Annotated in this window: 14 protein-coding genes and 2 pseudogenes; 12 read left to right on the top strand and 4 right to left on the bottom strand. The window is 59.5% G+C overall.

Features of this window, described 5'->3' with window-relative positions; translation table 11 throughout:
* The 10 genes and pseudogenes from AO277_RS01100 to AO277_RS01050 form a co-directional block, all read left to right on the top strand.
* Positions 1–94 (top strand): annotated as a pseudogene (locus AO277_RS01100) (IS5/IS1182 family transposase); the annotation flags it as partial.
* 342 nt (positions 95–436) lie between these two features.
* Complete coding sequence (locus AO277_RS01095) at positions 437–1,591, top strand: cysteine desulfurase family protein (protein WP_044319344.1); 1,155 nt, start codon at positions 437–439, stop codon at positions 1,589–1,591.
* Positions 1,592–2,768: 1,177 nt separating this feature from the next.
* Positions 2,769–3,590 (top strand): energy transducer TonB, encoded by an 822-nt coding sequence (locus AO277_RS01085; RefSeq protein ID WP_080899293.1) that lies wholly within the window; start codon positions 2,769–2,771, stop codon positions 3,588–3,590.
* A gap of 74 nt (positions 3,591–3,664) precedes the next feature.
* Positions 3,665–4,350: pseudogene (locus tag AO277_RS29365) on the top strand (MotA/TolQ/ExbB proton channel family protein).
* Positions 4,350–4,751, top strand: a complete 402-nt coding sequence (locus tag AO277_RS01075; RefSeq protein WP_002555939.1) for an ExbD/TolR family protein — start codon at positions 4,350–4,352, stop codon at positions 4,749–4,751. The pseudogene AO277_RS29365 and the gene AO277_RS01075 overlap by 1 nt, the downstream one beginning before the upstream one ends.
* 99 nt (positions 4,752–4,850) lie before the next feature.
* On the top strand, positions 4,851–7,676 hold the full coding sequence (locus AO277_RS01070; RefSeq protein WP_044319342.1) for a TonB-dependent receptor: 2,826 nt from the start codon (positions 4,851–4,853) through the stop codon (positions 7,674–7,676).
* A 144-nt stretch (positions 7,677–7,820) separates the two neighbouring features.
* Positions 7,821–9,704, top strand: coding sequence for an extracellular solute-binding protein (locus AO277_RS01065; RefSeq protein WP_044319341.1), 1,884 nt, complete (start codon positions 7,821–7,823; stop codon positions 9,702–9,704).
* Between the two features lies 1 nt (position 9,705).
* A complete protein-coding gene (locus AO277_RS01060) occupies positions 9,706–10,773 on the top strand; it encodes a microcin C ABC transporter permease YejB (protein WP_044319340.1) in 1,068 nt (355 codons plus the stop codon).
* Positions 10,773–11,795 (top strand): ABC transporter permease, encoded by a 1,023-nt coding sequence (locus AO277_RS01055; protein WP_044319339.1) that lies wholly within the window; start codon positions 10,773–10,775, stop codon positions 11,793–11,795. The genes AO277_RS01060 and AO277_RS01055 overlap by 1 nt, the downstream gene beginning before the upstream one ends.
* A 1-nt stretch (position 11,796) precedes the next feature.
* Entirely contained in the window at positions 11,797–13,380 is a 1,584-nt protein-coding gene (locus tag AO277_RS01050) for an ABC transporter ATP-binding protein (protein ID WP_044319338.1), read from the top strand.
* Between the two features lie 28 nt (positions 13,381–13,408).
* Here the strand turns inward: AO277_RS01050 and AO277_RS01045 are convergent, their stop codons facing one another.
* Positions 13,409–14,905: a methyl-accepting chemotaxis protein gene (locus AO277_RS01045; protein ID WP_044319337.1), complete on the bottom strand. Its 1,497-nt coding sequence runs from the start codon at positions 14,903–14,905 to the stop codon at positions 13,409–13,411.
* 501 nt (positions 14,906–15,406) lie between these two features.
* Here AO277_RS01045 and AO277_RS01040 point away from each other — a divergent pair.
* Positions 15,407–15,865, top strand: coding sequence for an REP-associated tyrosine transposase (locus AO277_RS01040; RefSeq protein ID WP_002555946.1), 459 nt, complete (start codon positions 15,407–15,409; stop codon positions 15,863–15,865).
* Between the two features lie 37 nt (positions 15,866–15,902).
* Here AO277_RS01040 and AO277_RS01035 read toward each other — a convergent pair whose 3' ends face one another.
* The 3 genes from AO277_RS01035 to gabT all read right to left on the bottom strand — a co-directional run bounded on the left by AO277_RS01035 (position 15,903) and on the right by gabT (position 18,481).
* On the bottom strand, positions 15,903–16,391 hold the full coding sequence (locus tag AO277_RS01035) for an Lrp/AsnC family transcriptional regulator (protein WP_002555947.1): 489 nt from the start codon (positions 16,389–16,391) through the stop codon (positions 15,903–15,905).
* A 47-nt stretch (positions 16,392–16,438) separates the two neighbouring features.
* Positions 16,439–17,095 (bottom strand): HAD family hydrolase, encoded by a 657-nt coding sequence (locus AO277_RS01030; protein ID WP_044319336.1) that lies wholly within the window; start codon positions 17,093–17,095, stop codon positions 16,439–16,441.
* Positions 17,096–17,176: 81 nt separating this feature from the next.
* Positions 17,177–18,481, bottom strand: a complete 1,305-nt coding sequence (gene gabT / locus AO277_RS01025) for a 4-aminobutyrate--2-oxoglutarate transaminase (RefSeq protein WP_044319335.1) — start codon at positions 18,479–18,481, stop codon at positions 17,177–17,179.
* Between the two features lie 284 nt (positions 18,482–18,765).
* On the opposite strand from gabT, the gene AO277_RS01020 reads away from it, so the two are divergent.
* Positions 18,766–19,482 (top strand): NAD(P)-dependent oxidoreductase (locus AO277_RS01020; RefSeq protein ID WP_180273420.1); only part of this gene is annotated, 717 nt, incomplete at its 3' end.

The following is a 19,482-nucleotide window of genomic DNA, read 5'->3' as shown; positions in this document are numbered from 1 at the left end:
GCGTTACGACAAGCTGGCAAGTAGCTTTAAAGCGATGGTCACACTGGCTTGCATCGAAAGATGCTTGCGGGCTGACTTTTCAGACAAACCCTAGCGGTTTCCTGCGTTAGTCGCTCTACACTGATCGTTCCTCACGCGTGAGGAACGATCGATGTCTGGGCGATGGCTATCGTGCCAATGCTCTGCGTTGGCATGCCTTTCGTGACGCTCTGCGTCACACAACGGTGAGGGGTGTCTGGATGCGATTCTGCGTCTGAAACAGCATCCTAGGATTTTTAATCGTTTAAATCCAATTGAAAGCGAATAATTTTTCGCATTGAGCGCTCATACCCGTGTAAATATCAATAAATTTTCGCGTGCGCATCAGTAATCTTTCAAGCAATCGGCCTTGTACCGCCAGCCCTTGATTCTGACTCGATTACAAAGTGAATTGCCCATGACCACCTCTGCGCTTTACCTGGATTACGCCGCTACCACGCCTGTCGATGAACAGGTCATCGAAGCCATGGTTGCCTGTATGGGCCGCGAAGGTCATTTCGGTAATCCGGCATCCAGCGGGCATGGTTATGGGCAGGTTGCGCGGCAGGCTGTAGAGCAGGCACGGTGTCAGGTGGCCGATGCGGTGGGTGCGTCTGCCGACACCATCGTCTGGACCTCAGGTGCCACGGAGTCCAACAACCTGGCGATCAAGGGCATCGCTCACGACAGCAGCGCGCAGCGTCGGCACATCATTACCAGTGTTCTGGAGCACAAAGCAGTGCTCGATACCGTCAGCACGCTGGAGCGTCAGGGCTTTCCCGTCACCTGGCTGAAACCGGACGCCCAGGGCCTGATCCAGCCGCAGGCGGTTCAGGCTGCCCTGCGCGAAGACACGCTGCTGGTATCACTGATGCTGGTGAACAACGAGCTGGGCACGCTGACCGATATCGCCAGCATTGGCGCCTTGGTGCGCGAGCACGGCGCGCTGTTTCATGTGGACGCTGCGCAGGGAGTCGGCAAGGTGAAGGTCGATCTGGCGAGTCTGGCCGTCGACCTGATGTCGTTCTCGGCGCACAAGGCCTACGGCCCCAAGGGCATTGGCGCGCTGTACGTGGGCCCACGCGCGCATTCGTTGCTGAAAGCGCAGATCCACGGCGGCGGACATGAAGGCGGCTTTCGTTCGGGCACCTTGGCAACCCATCAGATCGTCGGCATGGGTACAGCCTTTGCGTTGGCGATCAGCCAGGCCGAAACTGAAAACCGCCGTATCGAAGAGCTGAGTCGCCACCTGCGCGAAGGCTTATTGAGCCTGCCGGATGTGCAGCTCAACGGCTGTCCGCAACAACGCATCCCGCACACCCTGAACCTGTGCATCACCCGCAGTGGCTTCACCAGCTCGCAGCTATCCCACAGCCTGGCGTTGTCTTCTACATCCGCATGCAACTCGGCCAGCAATGCACCCTCGCATGTGCTGCTCGCTCTGGGGATGGATTCAGCCAAGGCTCTGGCCAGCGTGCGTGTCAGCCTTGGCCGCTACACCACGCAGGCAGACGTCGAGCGTGCCATTGAGGTATTCAGCAAGGCGCTCAGCGCACCTGCTGCGTTCTGGTAATTTGCAACGCCTCTCAAGCCGCCCTTTCAGCGGGCGGCTTGCTGCCATTTCTTCCCTTCCCGCCAAAGCTGCTGCCTTGTAGCTCGCCACTTGCAGCGTGCCGCTAAATAAAATGTACCCCTCCAGATACAAAAAGACACAAATTGGCACAGTTCTTTCAAGTGGAACGGTCGTGCCATAAACCATTGGTGCACGCTGCATTCAAGGGGTGCCTACACGCACCAAAGTGCAGTTAACGGACGCCAGAGCGTCCACAAACAGTGCAGGAGGGCAGACCACAAGTCTTTCTCCTCGCCAGGAAAGGAATCTAGCCGTGCTCTATCAGTCTTGTGTCAGACCACCGTTACGCTGGCTGCTTACCCCTGAGGCATTGCCTGCCTTGGACGGTACCTGCCCGGTCGCCTTCGCGTTATCCAGATCTGCATGTTGTTTTTCGACGGCTCTGCACGTCTGGACGTAAGTCATTTTGCGTGTGCCCTTGAATGTTCTGACGATTAATCAGGGCCTTGCAGAACTGTGCGCGCAATAAGGATAAACCCCCTGTTTTTAATTGACGGGCAACCCACATATAAAGATTGTCCGACACTTTATTTGAGGTGGTTTCATTTGGCCATCATTCGTGCGATGGCTTTTGTTTCTTTAACGGTTACTGATCATATAAACACGGACCCACATGGAGCAGTCCTTTATGAAGTCTTGATTAACTAGCGCACCAACTTGATCCTCGTTACACAGTATTGGTGCATTCAGGAAAGTGACTAGCAGGTCACGAGTTTCGAACGCGTCTGGCACAGCAGAGGGTACGAATTTGTCTGCTGTTTTGTTTAAGGAGTCCTTCATTTGAATACCTTCGAAGTCCATGAGATCGGGATTCGATAAATAGTTATATGAATGCGACACCCGCTCTGAATCAACGGTCCCTGCGTGGGCTTTCTGGCACAGCGATTGCAATGTAAGCATTCAGGAACATCGCTGTACGTCTCCGTACATGACGATAAGAAGCAAGGATCAGCAATGCCAGCGCCCTGATGTACATCGCTTTTCCCTGTTTAAGCCTGCCGCGCGCAGGCACCGCGGTGCGCTGCATATAAACAGTGTGCAGGCCGCCCTCAGTCGAATGTTCACAAAAATATTCGAACGGATTTTTATTGCCCTTTAACTACCCGAGGGAGAGTTAATGAATGATGCGGTAATAATGAAAGCGGTTCCCTCTCCCTCGCCCGATGACACTTCGACGGCGTGGCAGGGCATTCCTTTCAGCGCCAATACGTCACGACCGGGTGGCCTTAACAAGCCACAAGTAATGGTGTTGATTGCTGCGTCAGTACTTATCCATGGTGTGATCTGGTGGTACATGCAAACTGCCCAGCCAGACCTGCCGGAAGTTGCACCACAAGTTCCGGAAATGACTATTGAGCTGACCAGCCCGACACCTCCCGCCCCGGAACCGCCGCCGCCCGAGCCGCCACCTCCGCCGCCTCCGCCGCCACCACCCGAGCCGGAACAACCGGTCGAGGACCCGGACGCGGTAGAGCCGCCGCCAAAACCGGTGGAGAAGCCAAAGGTCGAGAAGCCCAAGCCGGTCAAGAAAGTCGAGCCGGTGAAGAAGCCGACGCCACCTGCGCCAACGCCTGCTGCTGCGCCCAGCCCGCCTGCGCCGCCAGCACCTGCGCCCGCACCTCCAGCACCTGCCGCGCCACCGGCTCCGGTCAAGGAAAGCGCTGCCGTATCCGGGCTCGCCAGCCTGGGCAACCCGCCGCCGGAATACCCGGGGCTGGCCTTGCGCCGCAGTTGGGAAGGTCGCGTGATTCTGCGCATCAAGGTGCTGCCAAACGGCCGCGCTGGCGCTGTCGAGGTGACCAAATCCAGCGGCAAACCGGTATTGGACGAAGCCGCCGTTGAGGCCGTGCGCAACTGGAAGTTCATTCCGGCCAAACGGGGTGACACGCCGATAGAAGGCTTCGCGACGCAGACCATCGACTTCAAGTTGCCGGAATGATCCGGCACCTGACAACCGACACTTCAATTATTAAAGCTGGTGAGGTTTAAACCATGAACGCATCGCTCTCTTCCATGATTGTCCCGGCCGTGCTCTGGGCATTGATTCTGTTTTCCGTATTGAGTTGGGCACTGTTGCTGATCAAGTCGGCGCAGTACGTGCGTCAGAAATCGCAGAACAAACAGTTCACCAAGGCGTTCTGGAGCGCGCCGGACCTGCTGACCGCCGCCGAGCACTCTGCACAATATCCTGGAGCGCTGGCACGTATTGCCAACAGCGGTTTTGAGGCAATGGCGGTCGATGAGTCGCCCGCACTACGCAACAACTGGCGCACACGATCAACCGTTCGGACCGCCTGGAGCGCAACCTGCGCCAGCAGATACAAAAAGAGCGCCGCGCACTGGAAAGTGGTCAGGCAATTCTCGCCAGTATCGGTAGCACCGCGCCCTTCATCGGCCTGTTCGGTACGGTCTGGGGGATCATGGAAGCACTGCAAAGCATCGGTGTGACCGGCTCGGCCAGCCTGGAAGCGGTCGCCGGTCCTATCGGCCATGCGCTGGTCGCCACCGGCGTGGGTATCGCCGTTGCGGTGCCTGCGGTGCTGATCTACAACTTCTTCCTGCGCCGCCTCAAGCTCGCTGTGGCCGATATGGATGACTTCGCCCACGACTTCGACGCCCTCGCCCAGCGCAGCGCCTTCGCGGTCACCCGTCAGCCCATCGCCAGCAAGAATGGCCATGCCGCTCGGGAGGCCAGCTAATGTCTTTCTCCACTCAGGACAGCGATGAAGTACTCAGCGAAATGAACGTCACGCCGCTGGTGGACGTGATGCTCGTACTGCTGGTGGTGTTCATCGTCACCACGCCGCTGATGACCAACGCGATCAAGGTCAACCTGCCCAAGACTGATGCGGTCGCCCCTGCCGAGAAGAAAAACCCGGTGGTGGTCAGCGTTGATCAGGACGGCAAGTTCTACCTCGCCAAATCGGAAATCGCCCCGGAACTGCTGGAAAAAAGCCTGCAGGACGAAAAGGCCAAGGACCCGGAAATCCGCGTCCAGTTGCAGGCCGATACCGCCGTGAATTATGGCCAGGTGGCCAAGGCCATGGCGTCCATCGAGCGTTCGGGCATTACGAAGATATCCGTCATGACGGCGAAATGACCCTCAGGTGATTTGACGGCTTCGCCGCGCGAAGCCGTTTGACCCGACCCCCGTAAATGCGGTTGTCCGTGGGCTGAAAAGCCTCTGGAGGGGAGCGGCTTGCTGGAAAAAGAAGAAGTGGAACTCCCGCTCGGCACAACCGCGTCGGGAACAGAGGGCTCACAAGGCCATTTCAATAACGTCTGGACCAAGTCGGAACTAACCATGCTGATGAATCTTCCCGGTTGCACCCTCAAACCACTGGCCCTCGCGGTCCGGCGTCATCCACGTGCCCTGCTTTGTGCATTGGCCATGGGCATGAGCGGTGCTCAGGCGGCAGACGCCGTCGACGCGGACACAAGCGGCTCGGCCGTGTCCACCAGCGCAGCGGTTGTGCCTGCCACGACCCAGTTGCAACGTGTAGAAGTGACCGGTTCGGCGATCCGCCGGGTCGATGCCGAAACCGCAGTGCCAATTACCATCCTGCGCGCTGACGACCTGAAGAAACAGGGCGTGACCACCACCCAGGAAATGGTCCAGCGCATCACTGGCAGCCAGTCGATCAACAACAGCGCAGGCTCGGTCGGTGCAGGAACAGGAGGTGCCTCGTTTGCCGATATGCGCGGCATCGGCGCCAACAAGACGCTGGTGCTGCTCAACGGCCGCCGTTTGGCCAATAACGCACTGCCGGGTGTGGGCACGCCTAACGGCAGCGCCATCGACCTGAACATGATCCCTTTTGCCGCCATTGACCGCGTGGAAGTGCTGCGTGACGGTGCCTCGGCGCTTTACGGCACCGACGCCATCGGCGGTGTGATCAACTTCATCACCAAAAAATCCCTGACCGACGGCAGTCTGACGCTGGGCGGTGAAACCCCGACTGCCAGTGGCGGCGGTGCTACCAAGGACATGAGCGCCAGCTGGGGCTTTGGCGATCTGGAGCAGGATCGCTTCAACGTCATGGGTGTCTTCAACTACAACAAGCAGCAAAACCTGGACGCCAACGACCGCTCGTTTGCCAGAGATTACGTGCCAGGGCGCGGGCTCAATCAGACCTCCGGTACGGCCTATCCCGGCAATTACTTCCAGGGTGACAACTCTGCCAACCCGCTGGGCAGAAACTGCGGCGGCCCTAACCTGATCGCCAGCAACGGCATCTGCCGGTTCAGCACCCGTGAATACATCGACCTGATCCCGCAAACCGAAAAGACCTCGTTTTTTGGCAAGGCCACCGGCAAGCTGGCAGACGATCATAACGTCAGCCTCGAATACTTCTGGGCTCGTAACAACAACCATACCGATATCGGGCCTGCGCCTCTCACCGGCCTGTCTCTGGACTCATCGTCGCCTTTTTATCCCGGCAACGGCATCACTCCGGCACCGACCGACTTTACTCTCGACCCGACCCAACCGATCAGCACAGCCTGGCGAGAAACCGCAGCCGGGCCACGCGGGTCCAGCGACCAGAACACCAGCCAGCGTTTTCTGCTGAACTTCGACGGCCTGGTGGGCGGCTGGGACTACAACGTAGGTGCTTCTTACAACCAGAACAAAGTCCTGTCATCGCTCACCAACGGTTATGTCAGTGACGCTGCAATGCTCAACGGCCTGGCCAATGGCACCCTTAAACCGTTCGGCCCGCAAACCACTGCCGGTCAGGCGCTGATCGATGCCAGCGAATATCACGGCCAGTACTCCAGCGCTGTGGGCCGGGTGGCCGGGCTCGATGCGCGCATCAGCCGGGAAATCGGTGACTGGTTCGGTGCAGGCCCTGCGGGTCTGGCGTTGGGCGGCGAATACCGCAAAGAGAAAATGCATCAGCAGTACGAAGCCTACGTCAACGACATCAGCAGCCTGGGCGCAGATGCCGCCGGTAGCGTCGAAGGTGACAGGAGCGTCAAGGCGCAATACGCCGAACTGAATGTCCCCGTGCTGGACAGCCTTGAACTGACCGCCGCCGTCCGTCACGACAAATACAGCGACTTCGGCAGCACCACCAACCCGAAATACTCGTTCCGCTACCAGCCGTTCAAGCAACTGGTGGTCCGTGGTGCCTACAGCGAAGGTTTCCGCGCGCCGTCGCTCTACGAGCTGTATGCCCCGCGCAGTACGACTTTCACTCAGGGCTATTACAACGACCCGGTTCTGTGTGCCGGTGGCGTCGTTCAGCCGGGTGGTAACGCCGGTCGTGATTGCCAGCAGCAGTTCCTCAACAATGGTGGAGGCAACACCGAGCTGGCCCCGGAAAAAGCCCGCAACATGACGCTGGGCTTCGTCTATCAGCCGGTCAACAACCTATCGATGGGCCTGGATTTCTGGTGGATTCACATTTCCAACCAGATCCAGGCGTTCCCCGAGTCGACTGTGTTTGATGATCCGAACACCTACGCCGACCGCTACGTGCGCGCTGCGGATGGTTCGATTGCCAACATCGTCACCGGCAACGCCAACCTGGGCATCGTCAAGACCAGCGGTGTCGACGTAACCCTCGACTATCGCTTTCCGAACACGCCTTATGGTCAGTTCGGTCTGGGCATGACCGGCACTTATGTGACGCGTTATGACTTCCAGAACATCATCGACGGCCCGTACACCGACAAGGTCGGCGACTTCCAGGGCGACGGCGTGATCTCGCGCTGGAAACACGTGCTGACCGGCACCTGGGCACTGGGCGATACCCGCGCGTCCATCACCAACCGCTTCACCAGCGGCTACAACGACTACGACCGCACCACCAATGCGCGCGTCGCGTCGTATGCGCTGTGGGACATGTCGGTGGGTCATACCTTCGACAAGGTGCTGGATATCGACGCGGGTGTGCGCAACATGTTCGACCGCAACCCGCCGTTCTCCAACCAGGCCTACAACTTTCAGTCCGGCTACGACCCTCGTTACGCTGACCCGCTGGGCCGCACCCTGTTCGCACGCGCGACTTACCACTTCTGAGTGTGACGACGTGGCCCATACACGCTCCTTGGGCCACGTCAGATTGCGAGCTCGCCCCCTCCGGCCCAGGTTTCATCCACCTTCCCCGGCCGGGGGCTTTTTCGCGACTCATCGTCATTCAGTGCGTACGAGGAAAGCCCCATCATGTTGCGTCATACCCGTTTTCTGCGGCGCCTGATTCTGGGTGTTGCGCTGTGCAGTTGCTGGCAGGTCGCTCAGGCCGCCCCGACTCACGCCTTGACCGTCTATGGCGAGGCACCGAAATACCCGGCTGGCTTCCAGCACTTTGACTCCGTCAACCCGAACGCCCCCAAAGGCGGTTCACTGACCCGTTCGGCGGAAGAAATCGGCCAGTTCAACTACCTCAACCCTTATGTCGATCAGGGCATCAATGTGGTGCAGGTCGATACCTGGGTTTACTCACCATTGGCCTATCGCTCGCTGGATGAGCCGTACACCGTTTATGGATTGATCGCGGAAAAGATGGAGATGGACCCGAACGGTCTGTGGATTCGTTTTTTCCTCAACCCCAAGGCGCGCTTCGAGGACGGCAAGCCCGTCACTGCAGAAGACGTGCGCTACACCTTCGAGCTGATGACCACCAAGGCCAGCTTCAGCTATCGCCCCATGTTCGCCGACGTCAAACAGGTGACTATCGAGGGGCCGCTACAGATTCGCTTCGACTTCAAGAACAACCTCAACCGCATGCTGGCGCTGGATATTGCCAGCCTGCACATTCTGCCCGAGCACTGGTGGAAGACCCGCGACTTCGCCAACGGCGGCGGTTTCGAGCCGCCGCTGGGCAACGGGCCCTACCGGGTCGCCAAGGTCGATGCCGGGCGCAGCGTGGTCTTTGAAAGGGTCAAGGACTGGTGGGGCAAGGACCTGCCGGTCAGCCGTGGCCTGTACAACTTCGACACGCTCACCGTGAACTACTACGGCGACACCGAAATCGCCCGCCAGCTGCTGCAGGCCGGGATGTTCGACTACAACCGCGAGTTCTCATCTTCCGGCTTTGTGGTCGGCTACAGCGGCCCGGCGATTGACGATGGGCGTCTGCAAAAGCGCATTCTCGCCCGGCAACGTCCGGTCGCCGCGCAGGGCTTCGTGTTCAACCTGGACAACCCGATCTTCAAGGACCGCCGCGTGCGCGAGGCGCTGTCATTGCTGTGGGATTTCGACTGGATCAACCGCCGGGTCATGCGCAATTTCTACGTGCGCGAACAAAGCTACTTTCCGAAAAGCGACATGGCCGCCACCGAGCTGCCGACCCCGGCCGAGCTGAAGATTCTCGAACCCTTGCGCGGTCAGGTGCCGGACGAGGTGTTCACCACGGTGTATCAGCCGCCGAAAACCGACGGCAGCGGTTACATCCGTGACAAACAGTTGCAGGCCCTCAAGCTGCTCGCCGAGGCGGGCTGGCACCCGAAGAACAACAAGCTGGTGAACGCCGCTGGCGAGCCGATGGTGTTCAGCTTTCTCGATGGTCAGGGTGGTTTCGATCGCCTGATTCTGCCCTTCAAGCGCACGCTGGCGCAGATCGGCATCACCCTGGATTTCCTGCGCATCGATTCGGCGCAGTACATCAACCGGCTCAATGCGCGGGACTACGACATGATCGTGGTCAGCCTGCCGAAAAACGGTAATCCGATCATTTCCCCTGGCCGTGAGCTGTACAACCTGTACGGCTCGCAAAGCGCCACCGAAGTGGGCAGCTCCAACGCCATGGTGCTGCGCAATCCTGCGGTGGACACGCTGATCGACGGGCTGGTGAGCGCCAATACGCGTAACGATATGGTGCTCTACGCGCGGGCGCTGGACCGGGTCCTGCAATGGGGCTACTACATGATTCCCAACTACTACTCCAAGGGCACGCCACTGGTGTTCGCCAACCGTTTCGGCATGCCTGATGTGGCACCGACCTATGACGTTGGCCTGGAAACCTGGTGGCAGATCAGCCCGACCCCGCTGACCAACGCTCAGGCCGCTGCATTGACCGGCAAGCCCGCCGCTGCCAAGGAGTATTGAGATGCTGGCTTATGTGATTCGACGCCTGCTGCTGATCATTCCCACGCTGCTGGCCATTTTGATCGTCAACTTCCTGATCGTGCAGGCCGCCCCCGGCGGACCGGTCGAGCAGGCCATCGCGCGCATTCAGGGTTTCAGCCCCAATGGTGTTGGTGGCGGCGGTGGCGAAGTAGCCGCAAGCGGCACCGCCAGCCGCAGCACGCGCGGGCTCGACCCGGCGCTGATCGAGCAGATCAAGGAACATTACGGTTTCGACAAACCGATGCACGAACGACTCTGGCTGATGCTCAAGAATTACGCACAGCTGGACTTCGGCACCAGCTTCTTCCGCGGCGCGTCGGTCACCGAACTGATTGCCCAGAAGCTTCCGGTGTCGCTGTCACTCGGGCTTTGGGCGACGCTGATCACCTACCTGATTTCCATCCCGCTGGGCATTCGCAAAGCGGTGCGGCATGGCAGTGCGTTTGACGTCTGGAGCAGCACGTTGGTGATCATCGGCTACGCCACGCCCGCGTTTCTGTTCGCCATTCTGCTGATTGTGGTGTTCGCCGGAGGCAGCTACCTGAGCTGGTTTCCGGCGCAGGGTTTGTTCTCGGAGAACTTCGACAGCCTGAGCACCTGGGGCAAGGTGAAGGACTATCTGTGGCACCTGGTGTTGCCAGTCAGCTCGCTGGTAATCGGCGGGTTCGCCACGCTGACCATCCTCACCAAGAACAGCTTCCTCAACGAAATCAGCCGTCAGTACGTGGTCACGGCACGCGCCAAGGGCCTGACCGAGCACCGTGTGCTGTACGGCCATGTGTTTCGCAACGCCATGCTGCTGGTCATCGCGGGCATTCCGCAGGCGTTGATCGAAGTGTTTTTCGCCGGCTCGCTGCTGATCGAGCCCATCTTCGGCCTCGATGGGCTGGGGCGCATGAGTTACGAGGCGGCGGTCTCGCGGGACTACCCCATCGTGTTCGGCACGCTGTTCCTGTTCACGCTGTTCGGCCTGCTGATCAAACTGATAGGTGACCTGTGTTACACGCTGGTCGACCCACGCATCGACTTTTCCGCGAGGAGCGCCTGATGTTCGAGTTCTCTCCCCAGACCCGGCGCCGCTTCGACCTGTTCAAGGCCAACCGGCGTGGTTGGTGGTCGCTGTGGATCTTCATCGGCCTGATGCTGGTCTGCCTGTGCGGCGAGCTGATCGCCAACGACAAGCCGCTGCTGGTCAGCTACGACGGGCAGATGTATTACCCGGTGTTGCGCACCTACATGGAAACCGATTTCGGCGGCGAACTGCCCTTCGAACCGGACTATTCAAGCGACTACGTGCGCAAGCTGATCGCCGCGAAAAACGGCTGGATGCTGTTCGCGCCGATCCCGTTCAGCTACGACACCATCAACTATGACCTGGACGCGCCCTCGCCCAGCCCGCCCGACGGCACCAACTGGCTAGGCACTGACGAGCAGGCCCGTGACGTGCTGGCGCGTGTGCTGTTCGGCGCGCGGATTTCCATCCTGTTCGCGCTGCTGCTGACCGCGATCAGCACGGTGATCGGCGTCTGTGCCGGGGCGATTCAAGGTTACTACGGCGGCATGACCGACCTGATCGGCCAGCGCATTCAGGAAATATGGTCGGGTTTGCCGGTGCTTTATCTGCTGATCATTCTGTCCGGCTTTGTGTCACCGAGTTTCTGGTGGTTGCTGGGCATCATGGCGCTGTTCTCCTGGCTGTCGCTGGTGGACGTGGTGCGCGCCGAGTTTCTGCGCGGGCGTAATCTTGAATACGTCAAAGCCGCCCGCGCACTGGGCCTGACCGATGCCGCGCTGATGTGGCGGCACATCCTGCCCAACGCGATGACCTGCACCCTGACCTACCTGCCGTTCATCATCACCGGCGCCATTGCCACGCTCACTGCGCTGGACTTTCTCGGCTTCGGCATGCCCGCTGGCAGCGCTTCGCTAGGCGAACTGATCGGCGAAGCCAAGCGCAACCTGCAAGCGCCCTGGCTGGGGCTGACCGCGTTCGTCGCGCTGGCGCTGATCCTTTCTCTGTTGGTGTTCATCGGCGAAGCCTGCCGCGACGCGTTTGATCCTCGGAGCTGACATGCAAGACAACCTGATTGAAATTCGCGACCTGCGGGTCGCCTTCAACGGCCATGAAGTGGTGCATGGCGTCAGCCTCGACATCCGACGCGGCGAATGCCTGGCGCTGGTCGGCGAATCCGGCTCTGGCAAGTCGGTCACTGCGCATTCGATTCTGCGTCTGTTGCCGGCCAAAACCGTCAGCACCCAGGGCTCGATTCGCTATGACGGCCTTGATCTGGTCCACGCCAGCGACAAGCAATTGCGCAGCCTGCGTGGCAACCGTGTGGCGATGATTTTTCAGGAGCCCATGAGCTCGCTGAACCCGCTGCACACGATCGAAAAGCAGATCGGCGAAATTCTCGTCACTCACAAGGGCCTGAAAGGCAAGGCCGCGCTGAGTCGCACCCTGGAGCTGCTGGAACTGGTCGGCATCCGCGACCCGCTGTCACGTCTCAAGGCATATCCGCATCAACTGTCGGGTGGGCAGCGCCAGCGCATCATGATTGCTATGGCACTGGCTAACGAGCCCGACTTGCTGATTGCCGACGAGCCGACCACCGCGCTGGATGTGACCGTTCAGGTGAAGATTCTGGAGTTGCTCAAGTCCCTTCAGCAGCGGCTGAACATGTCGTTGTTGCTGATCAGCCACGACCTCAATCTGGTGCGGCGCATCGCTCAGCGGGTCTGCGTGATGCGTGAGGGCGAAATCGTGGAGCAGGCCGATTGCCAGGCCCTGTTCGACAATCCGCAGCATCCTTACAGTCGCTTGCTGATCAACGCCGAACCAGACGGCGAGCCGGTGCCGTCCACGCACAGCAACACGCTGTTGTCGGTGCAGGACCTGAAAGTCTGGTTCCCGCTGGGCAAAGCCTGGTTCAAGCGCGAGCCGCAGTATGTGAAGGCGGTGGACGGGGTGAGTTTCGAGCTGCTCAAGGGCAAGACACTCGGGATTGTCGGCGAGTCTGGCTCGGGAAAATCGACTCTGGGCCAGGCGATTTTGCGTCTTGTCGATTCAGAGGGCAGCATCCGTTTTGGCACCAAGGAGCTGAGCCTGCACAGTCAGCACCTGATGCGCCCGTTGCGTCGTCAGTTACAGGTAGTGTTTCAGGACCCGTTCGGCAGCCTCAGCCCGCGCATGACCGTGGAGCAGATCATCGCCGAGGGGTTGGTGACGCACAATATCGGTACGCCGAAAGAGCGTGAGCAGACGGTGATCCGCGTGTTGCAGGAAGTCGGGCTGGACCCGGCAACCCGGCATCGTTACCCGCACGAGTTTTCCGGTGGGCAACGCCAGCGCATTTCCATCGCCCGGGCATTGGTGCTTGAGCCGGATCTGATCCTGCTCGACGAGCCTACGTCAGCGCTCGACCGTACGGTGCAGAAACAGATCGTCGCCCTGCTGCGTGACCTGCAAATCCGTCATGGCCTGACGTACCTGTTCATCAGCCATGACCTGGCGGTTGTCCATGCGCTGGCGCATGACCTGATTGTGATCAAGGACGGCAAGGTGGTCGAACAAGGCCCGTCCCGCGAGATATTCGCCGCGCCGCAGCAGGCCTACACTCAGGAACTGCTGCGTTCTTCGGGGCTGGTGTTTGCCTGAGCCTGAATTTGAAAGCCAGGTACGAAAGCTAGTTGTGGAAACTCTGGCCCAGCGCCTCCAGGCGTATGGCCAGCGGCGACAGGCTCTGGCTGCTGGTCGCCAGCACACCGATATTGGCGGCGGTGTGCTCGGCGATGGTCTGCACCGAACGTAATTGATCGGCGATTTCCTTGCTGGCGGTGGACTGCTGTTCAGTGGTCGTGGCAATCAGGCCGTTAAGCTGGGTGATATGACCGATACCTTCGCCGACTGCACGCAGGGATTCCGACGCCCGCTGGCTGTTTTCCACACAACGCCCGACGCCTTGCAGGCTGTCGTTCATGGCTGTAGCGGCCTGACGGCTGCCCCTTTGCAGGTCTTCAATGATGGTCTGGATTTCCTTGGTCGACGACGCTGTGCGTTGCGCCAGATTGCGCACCTCGTCGGCCACCACGGCAAAGCCCCGGCCCTGCTCTCCGGCCCGGGCAGCTTCAATCGCTGCGTTCAGCGCCAGCAGGTTGGTCTGCTCGGCAATGCTGCCGATCACGTCCAGCACCTTGCCGATCTGCTCTGACTGGTTGGCGAGTGCCTGCACGGTTTCATCGGTGGTGTTGATGCGCGCGGCAAGCTGAGTGATTTCGCTCTGCGCACGGTCGACGCTGTCGCGTCCGTGAGCCACCTGATCGCTTGCATCACCGGCACGCTGCACGGCTTGCGCAACATGGCTGGAGATATCGTTCATGGCATCACCCATGCGCTGCATCGCGCCAGTCATGCGGGCGATCTCGCTGAGTTGATGCTGCGCCCCGGTTTCCAGCGTACCGCTGGCTTTGGCAAGGTCATGACCCAGCTCGCCGAGACCGCGTGTGTCGCGCACCACGCCGTCGACAAGGCTGGTGATCTGCTCCAGAAACTGCTCGAAACGTTGCGCCAGCGGCACGCGTTTGGCCGAACGCTCGCTGGCCTGGCTATTGGGCGAAAACTGATTGGTGGTGGCCAGCATTCGATCGAGCATGTCATGATTCTCGACCGCTTCAGCCTGATTCTGCACGGCCAGATAGACCAGAATCGCGCTTTCTACAACGACGTACACCGCATGCATCATCACCATGCTCCAGCCGCCGCCGTGGTGCATGACGTAAACCGGGAAGCCCGCATGCTGCAGGGCGTGGAAACCGACATGGTGGATGGCAATGGTGACGGCAGCGACCAGAATCGGCAGCCAGTCGCGGTAGAAGGTCAGCACGGCGAGGAAGACGAAGATGCCGAAATGTATTTCGATCAGCCCGTGCGCCTGATTGATATGCAGCGCGGCCATGACCATCAGGCCTACACCCACACAGCAGCGCATCAATCGGGTGCCGCCGATGGCACGATACAGCCCGGTCAGCACCACCGCAGTGCCGCCACCGACCACGACTGCCTGGGTGAACGTATCAAACCAGAACGCCAACCCGAGCGCGTAGATGAACAATAGCCAGATCAGGCCCAGCATGATCCGGTCGGCCTTGCGGTAATGGTCCAGGAAACGAGGGGCTACGGGCATCGAACACATCCTTTTGAAATCCATGGCGACAGGGGGCCCCGTCGGTTTTCAGATCTGCACGAGCAAAACCCCGGCCAACGTGCCATCTGAGTGGTGGCCTCGTGCCATAAATTCAGAAATGGATTATTTACCCGGTGTTGAGGCGCGATGATGGAGCGGGCTTCCGTTGGTAGTAGGCCGGACCTCTTCGCGGACAAGTCCGCTCCCACCACATCAATCGGTGATCCTGGTCCTGCACTCCTGCACTCCTGGACTCCTGGACTCCTGCACTCCTGCACTCCTGTGACTCTGGGACCATGGACTCCTGGACTCCTGCACTCCTGTGATTCTGTGACCATGCACCCATGCACCCATGCACTCCTGTGGGAGTGGACTTGTCCACGAAGGCTGATCATCAAACACCGAATGATTCATTGAAATTACATGCTGTAAAGCATTACTCAGCTGCTCCACGTGCCACACACTAAAGTTCACCGGTGAAGTGATTTTAGGAGCAAGGGAATGCACGTGTACTCTGCGTCAAAACGTTTACGTACAGGCCGATATTCCGCAATAGGCCAGATATATATGGTGACTTCAGTGACACGAGGACGCGAACCGGTATTCGCCGATGTTCGTCTCGGGCGCTTGCTGGTTCGAGAGCTGAGACGATGCGAAGAGCAGGAACTGGTCAAGTCGCTTGCCTGGGTCGTAATGCCTGACCACTTTCACTGGCTTTTTGAGCTCAAAAAGAATGATCTGCCCATGTTGATTCAACAACTTAAAGCACGCAGTTCAATAGCCATCGGAAAAATCAGAGCACATCCCGACACCTTATGGCAGTCCGGGTATCACGACCAGGCTGTGCGCAACGAACAGGACATGGTCGGTCTGGCTCGCTATATCGTCGCAAACCCGCTACGCGCAGGACTGGTCAAGAAGATAGGAGATTATCCACTGTGGGATGCGGTATGGGTTTGAACCACACATCCACGCAGTGAAATTTCTTTACGCCGTTTCAATGGCGCAACAGTTTGCGCAGTGGCACGCCGTCTTTCATGACCGGGGATTTGATGACGATGTAGCTGAAGTACTTGGAGATGCCAATGTTCTTGTCCAGCAGCTCTTCGATCACTTCCTGATAGTGCTGAATGCTGCGGGTCATGAAGCGCACCAGGTAGTCGTAGCCGCCGCTGATCAGGTGGCACTCCAGGACTTCGTCAACGTGGCGGATGTTGGCTTCGAATTTGGCGAAGTCTTCACGCTTGTGGTCGCTGAGGGAGATTTCCGTGAATACGGTTACCGATTCGGTGATTTTTGCCAGATTAAGGTGCGCCTTGTAACTGGAAATGTAACCTGCCGACTCAAGACGTTTGACGCGCTGCAGGCAAGGGCTTGCGGAAAGCCCGACGGCGTCGGCCAGGCTGACGTTGGTCATGCGCCCGTCTTTCTGGAGTTCTACCAGGATATTGATATCAATCCGATCCAGTTTGACCAAGCCTTCCATTACCTACCTCTTGTATTGCCATTCACGGTGCCTACCTTCTAGCAAAATCAGCGCCGTAAAGACAGCTGATGCTGAGCGACCAGATCGGCCATGCTGTTGATGCACAGGTCGGCAGTGCATGGCTGACGGTGCTGTTCGCGGCTGCGGCGGATCAGGCACAGCCCACCGGTGCCAAGCGCCGAGGCGGGCGGGCGAGACACAAGAAGCGTTTCACGTGGCTCCAGATCCATCCCGGCGAGCCAGTCCGGATTGTCCAGCGGGTGAGTGGTCAGGGACAGCAGGCTGTCAGGTTCAAGCCCCAGCCGTTCGCACAGGATGCCGCGATCCTGCAGGTCCCGGTCGGCGTACACCAGCAGCCGATAGAACTTGCGCAGGTAGAGCATCGCGCCGGGTGCATCCTCGAACAGCGTCCAGTTCGGTACGGAACGGGCAAAGGTCATGCCTTCTTCCCAACTGGCCTTGATGCCAAGGCGCTCGGCCAGTTGCCGGTGCGCGAAGCACAGCAGGCCGCTGAAACCCAGTTCGTCGAAGCGCGGATAGAGCGTGCGCACAACATCATCGAATTCGGTCAGGACCGAGTCTTTATCCGGTGTGTTCAGACCGTTTTCCAGCAACGGCTGCAACGCCACCCAGACACCCGAATCACGGTCCACCAGAACCTCATCACAATCGATCAGCAGTGCGCGGTAATCAATAAGCCCCATGGCAGGCAACGTCTCCATTCAACAATGATCCCCAGCGCTGGTGGTCGCAGCGTCTCGCGACAACCGCGACCACGTCTACGCTCAGCTGGACTTCAATACTCGTGCCAAGGCGGCATCGAGAATGGTCAGTGCTTCATCGATCTGCTGCTCTGTGGTGACCAGCGGTGCGAGGAAACGCAATACGTTGCGGTACACACCACACTTGATCACCAGCAGACCGCCGATGCGTGCCTGATCAATGACCTTCTGGTTGAGATCAGCGTCCGGGCTGCGTGCAGCATCGTTCTTGACCAGTTCCATGGCGAGCATGAAACCCGTACCGCGCACATCGCCAATGCAGTTGTAACGGTCTTTGAGCTTGAGCAGACCGGCACGCAAGTGTTCGCCCAGCTGTTCGCCACGCGCGAGCAGATTGTCCTGCTCGTACGTATCGATCACTGCCAGTGCCGCGGCGCAGGACAGCGCATTACCGCCGTAAGTGCCCCCCAGACCGCCCGGAGGCGGTGCATCCATGATCTCGGCACGACCGACCACGCCTGACAGCGGCATGCCGCCCGCGAGGCTCTTGGCAACCGTCACCAGATCAGGCTGGATACCCGAATGCTCGAAACCGAACCATTTGCCGGTACGCCCGAAACCGGACTGGATTTCATCGACAATCAGCACGATGCCATGTTGCTCGGTCAGCGCACGCAAGGCCTTCATAAACTCCACCGGCGCAGTCAGGAAGCCGACATCGCCCTGCATCGGCTCGATCAGAATCGCCGCCACACGCTCCGGTGCGACCTGGGTGGCCAACAGCTCGTGCAACGCCGCCAGCGCTACTTCAGTGGTGACGCCGCGGAATTCGTTCGGGTACGGCGTGTGGAACACTTCGGGGGCCATCGGGCCGAAATTCTGTTTGTACGGCTGGCTCATGCCGGTCAGCGTGGTGCCAAGCAGTGTACGGCCATGAAAACCGCCGCGGAACGAGATAACTGCCGGGCGATTGGTGTGAGCGCGGGCGATTTTCACCGCGTTTTCGACCGCTTCGGCGCCAGAGGTGAAAAGCACGGCCTTGTGATCGATGCCGCTCTGGCCCGCGATGAGATGGCTCAGGCGTTTGGCCAGATCCAGATAGGGCTGATAGGACGCCACCTGGAAGCAGGCGTGGGTGACCTTGGTCAGTTGCGCCTGAATCGCCGCGACCACGTTGGGGTGGTTGTGGCCGATGTTCAACACGCCGATACCGCCGACGAAATCCAGATAGCGCTTGCCATCGACGTCCCACAGTTCAGAACCTTGCGCGCGGTCGATGACCAGCGGATGGGCCGTGACGATGCCTCGCGGCACGAACTGATCGCGCTGGCGGAGCAGATGAGGTGTTTCGTCGACTTTGCTGTTCATGGTTTTACCTGTCGTGGGCCTGGCAGCCGACGGGGTGGCTGCGATGCTGTTCAGGTTAAGCGTTCAGCGAAATGATCTACGCCGAACTTGCCCTCTCAGATGTCCAGATCGACTGTTTTTCGCCTCGCAAACGGCAGATTCCTTCATGCCTTGCGAGCACCACGCAATCTGCCGGGCAACGCTGCTTTTCAGTCATGCCGACGCTCTGCAAAAGGCTGTTTCGACAGATCCTGCTTTCGACTTGCGGCATGATGGGGCTCCACTTTCACACTCAGGAAATGCCCATGCCCGCCCTGCTCTACAAAGCCGATCCCGCACGCGCCGAACGCTGGCGTGTCCTGTTTGCCGAGCACGCGCCGGACATTGAATGGCGTGTGTGGCCGGATATCGGTGCCCCGGCCGATATCCACTATTTGGGGGCCTGGCTGGCACCTGACGATCTACAGGAGCTGCTGCCCAACCTGAAGGTGCTGTTCGCCTTGTCTGCGGGCGTCGATCAACTGGACCTGAGCCGTATTCCCGAGTCCTTGCCGGTGGTTCGTCTGCTGGACCCCGGCATCAGTCACGGGATGTGTCAGTATGCGTCTTTGGCGGTACTGAGCCTGCACCGGGAAATGCTGCGTTATCGGCAGCAGCAGGTCGAGGGCGTCTGGAAAGCTCATCCGCTGGTACCGGCGCACAAGCGTCGCGTGGGTGTGATGGGGCTGGGCTTGCAGGCGCAGCATATTCTGTCGACCCTCAAACCATTCGGTTTCGAGCTGTCGGGCTGGGCGCGTAGCGAGCATCAGGTAGAAGGCGTGACGTGTTATGCGGGTGAAGGACAGCTGAGTGCGTTTCTTGGTCAGTGCGACATTCTGCTGTGTGTGTTGCCGCTGACCGGGCAAACCGAAGGCATCCTCAATCGCCAGCTTTTCGAGCACCTGCCCCAGGGGGCAGCATTGGTATGCCCCCCGAAGGTTGGACAATTATCCACTTACGCTGCCTTGGCGGCCTGCATCCTG

The organism is Pseudomonas amygdali, assembly GCF_002699855.1.
GTDB classification, from domain to species: Bacteria; Pseudomonadota; Gammaproteobacteria; order Pseudomonadales; family Pseudomonadaceae; genus Aquipseudomonas; species Aquipseudomonas amygdali.
This window is presented reverse-complemented; position numbering and strand designations above follow the sequence as displayed.

Bases quoted from the DNA above. Each gene is read 5' to 3' on its own strand.
- AO277_RS01045 (WP_044319337.1), bottom strand. From the start codon at position 14,905: ATGCCCGTAGCCCCTCGTTTCCTGGACCATTACCGCAAGGCCGACCGG.
- AO277_RS01035 (WP_002555947.1), bottom strand. From the start codon at position 16,391: ATGGAAGGCTTGGTCAAACTGGATCGGATTGATATCAATATCCTGGTA.
- AO277_RS01040 (WP_002555946.1), top strand. From the start codon at position 15,407: ATGCACGTGTACTCTGCGTCAAAACGTTTACGTACAGGCCGATATTCC.
- AO277_RS01055 (WP_044319339.1), top strand. From the start codon at position 10,773: ATGTTCGAGTTCTCTCCCCAGACCCGGCGCCGCTTCGACCTGTTCAAG.
- AO277_RS01095 (WP_044319344.1), top strand. From the start codon at position 437: ATGACCACCTCTGCGCTTTACCTGGATTACGCCGCTACCACGCCTGTC.
- AO277_RS01085 (WP_080899293.1), top strand. From the start codon at position 2,769: ATGAATGATGCGGTAATAATGAAAGCGGTTCCCTCTCCCTCGCCCGAT.
- AO277_RS01065 (WP_044319341.1), top strand. From the start codon at position 7,821: ATGTTGCGTCATACCCGTTTTCTGCGGCGCCTGATTCTGGGTGTTGCG.
- AO277_RS01030 (WP_044319336.1), bottom strand. From the start codon at position 17,095: ATGGGGCTTATTGATTACCGCGCACTGCTGATCGATTGTGATGAGGTT.
- gabT (WP_044319335.1), bottom strand. From the start codon at position 18,481: ATGAACAGCAAAGTCGACGAAACACCTCATCTGCTCCGCCAGCGCGAT.
- AO277_RS01050 (WP_044319338.1), top strand. From the start codon at position 11,797: ATGCAAGACAACCTGATTGAAATTCGCGACCTGCGGGTCGCCTTCAAC.
- AO277_RS01075 (WP_002555939.1), top strand. From the start codon at position 4,350: ATGTCTTTCTCCACTCAGGACAGCGATGAAGTACTCAGCGAAATGAAC.
- AO277_RS01060 (WP_044319340.1), top strand. From the start codon at position 9,706: ATGCTGGCTTATGTGATTCGACGCCTGCTGCTGATCATTCCCACGCTG.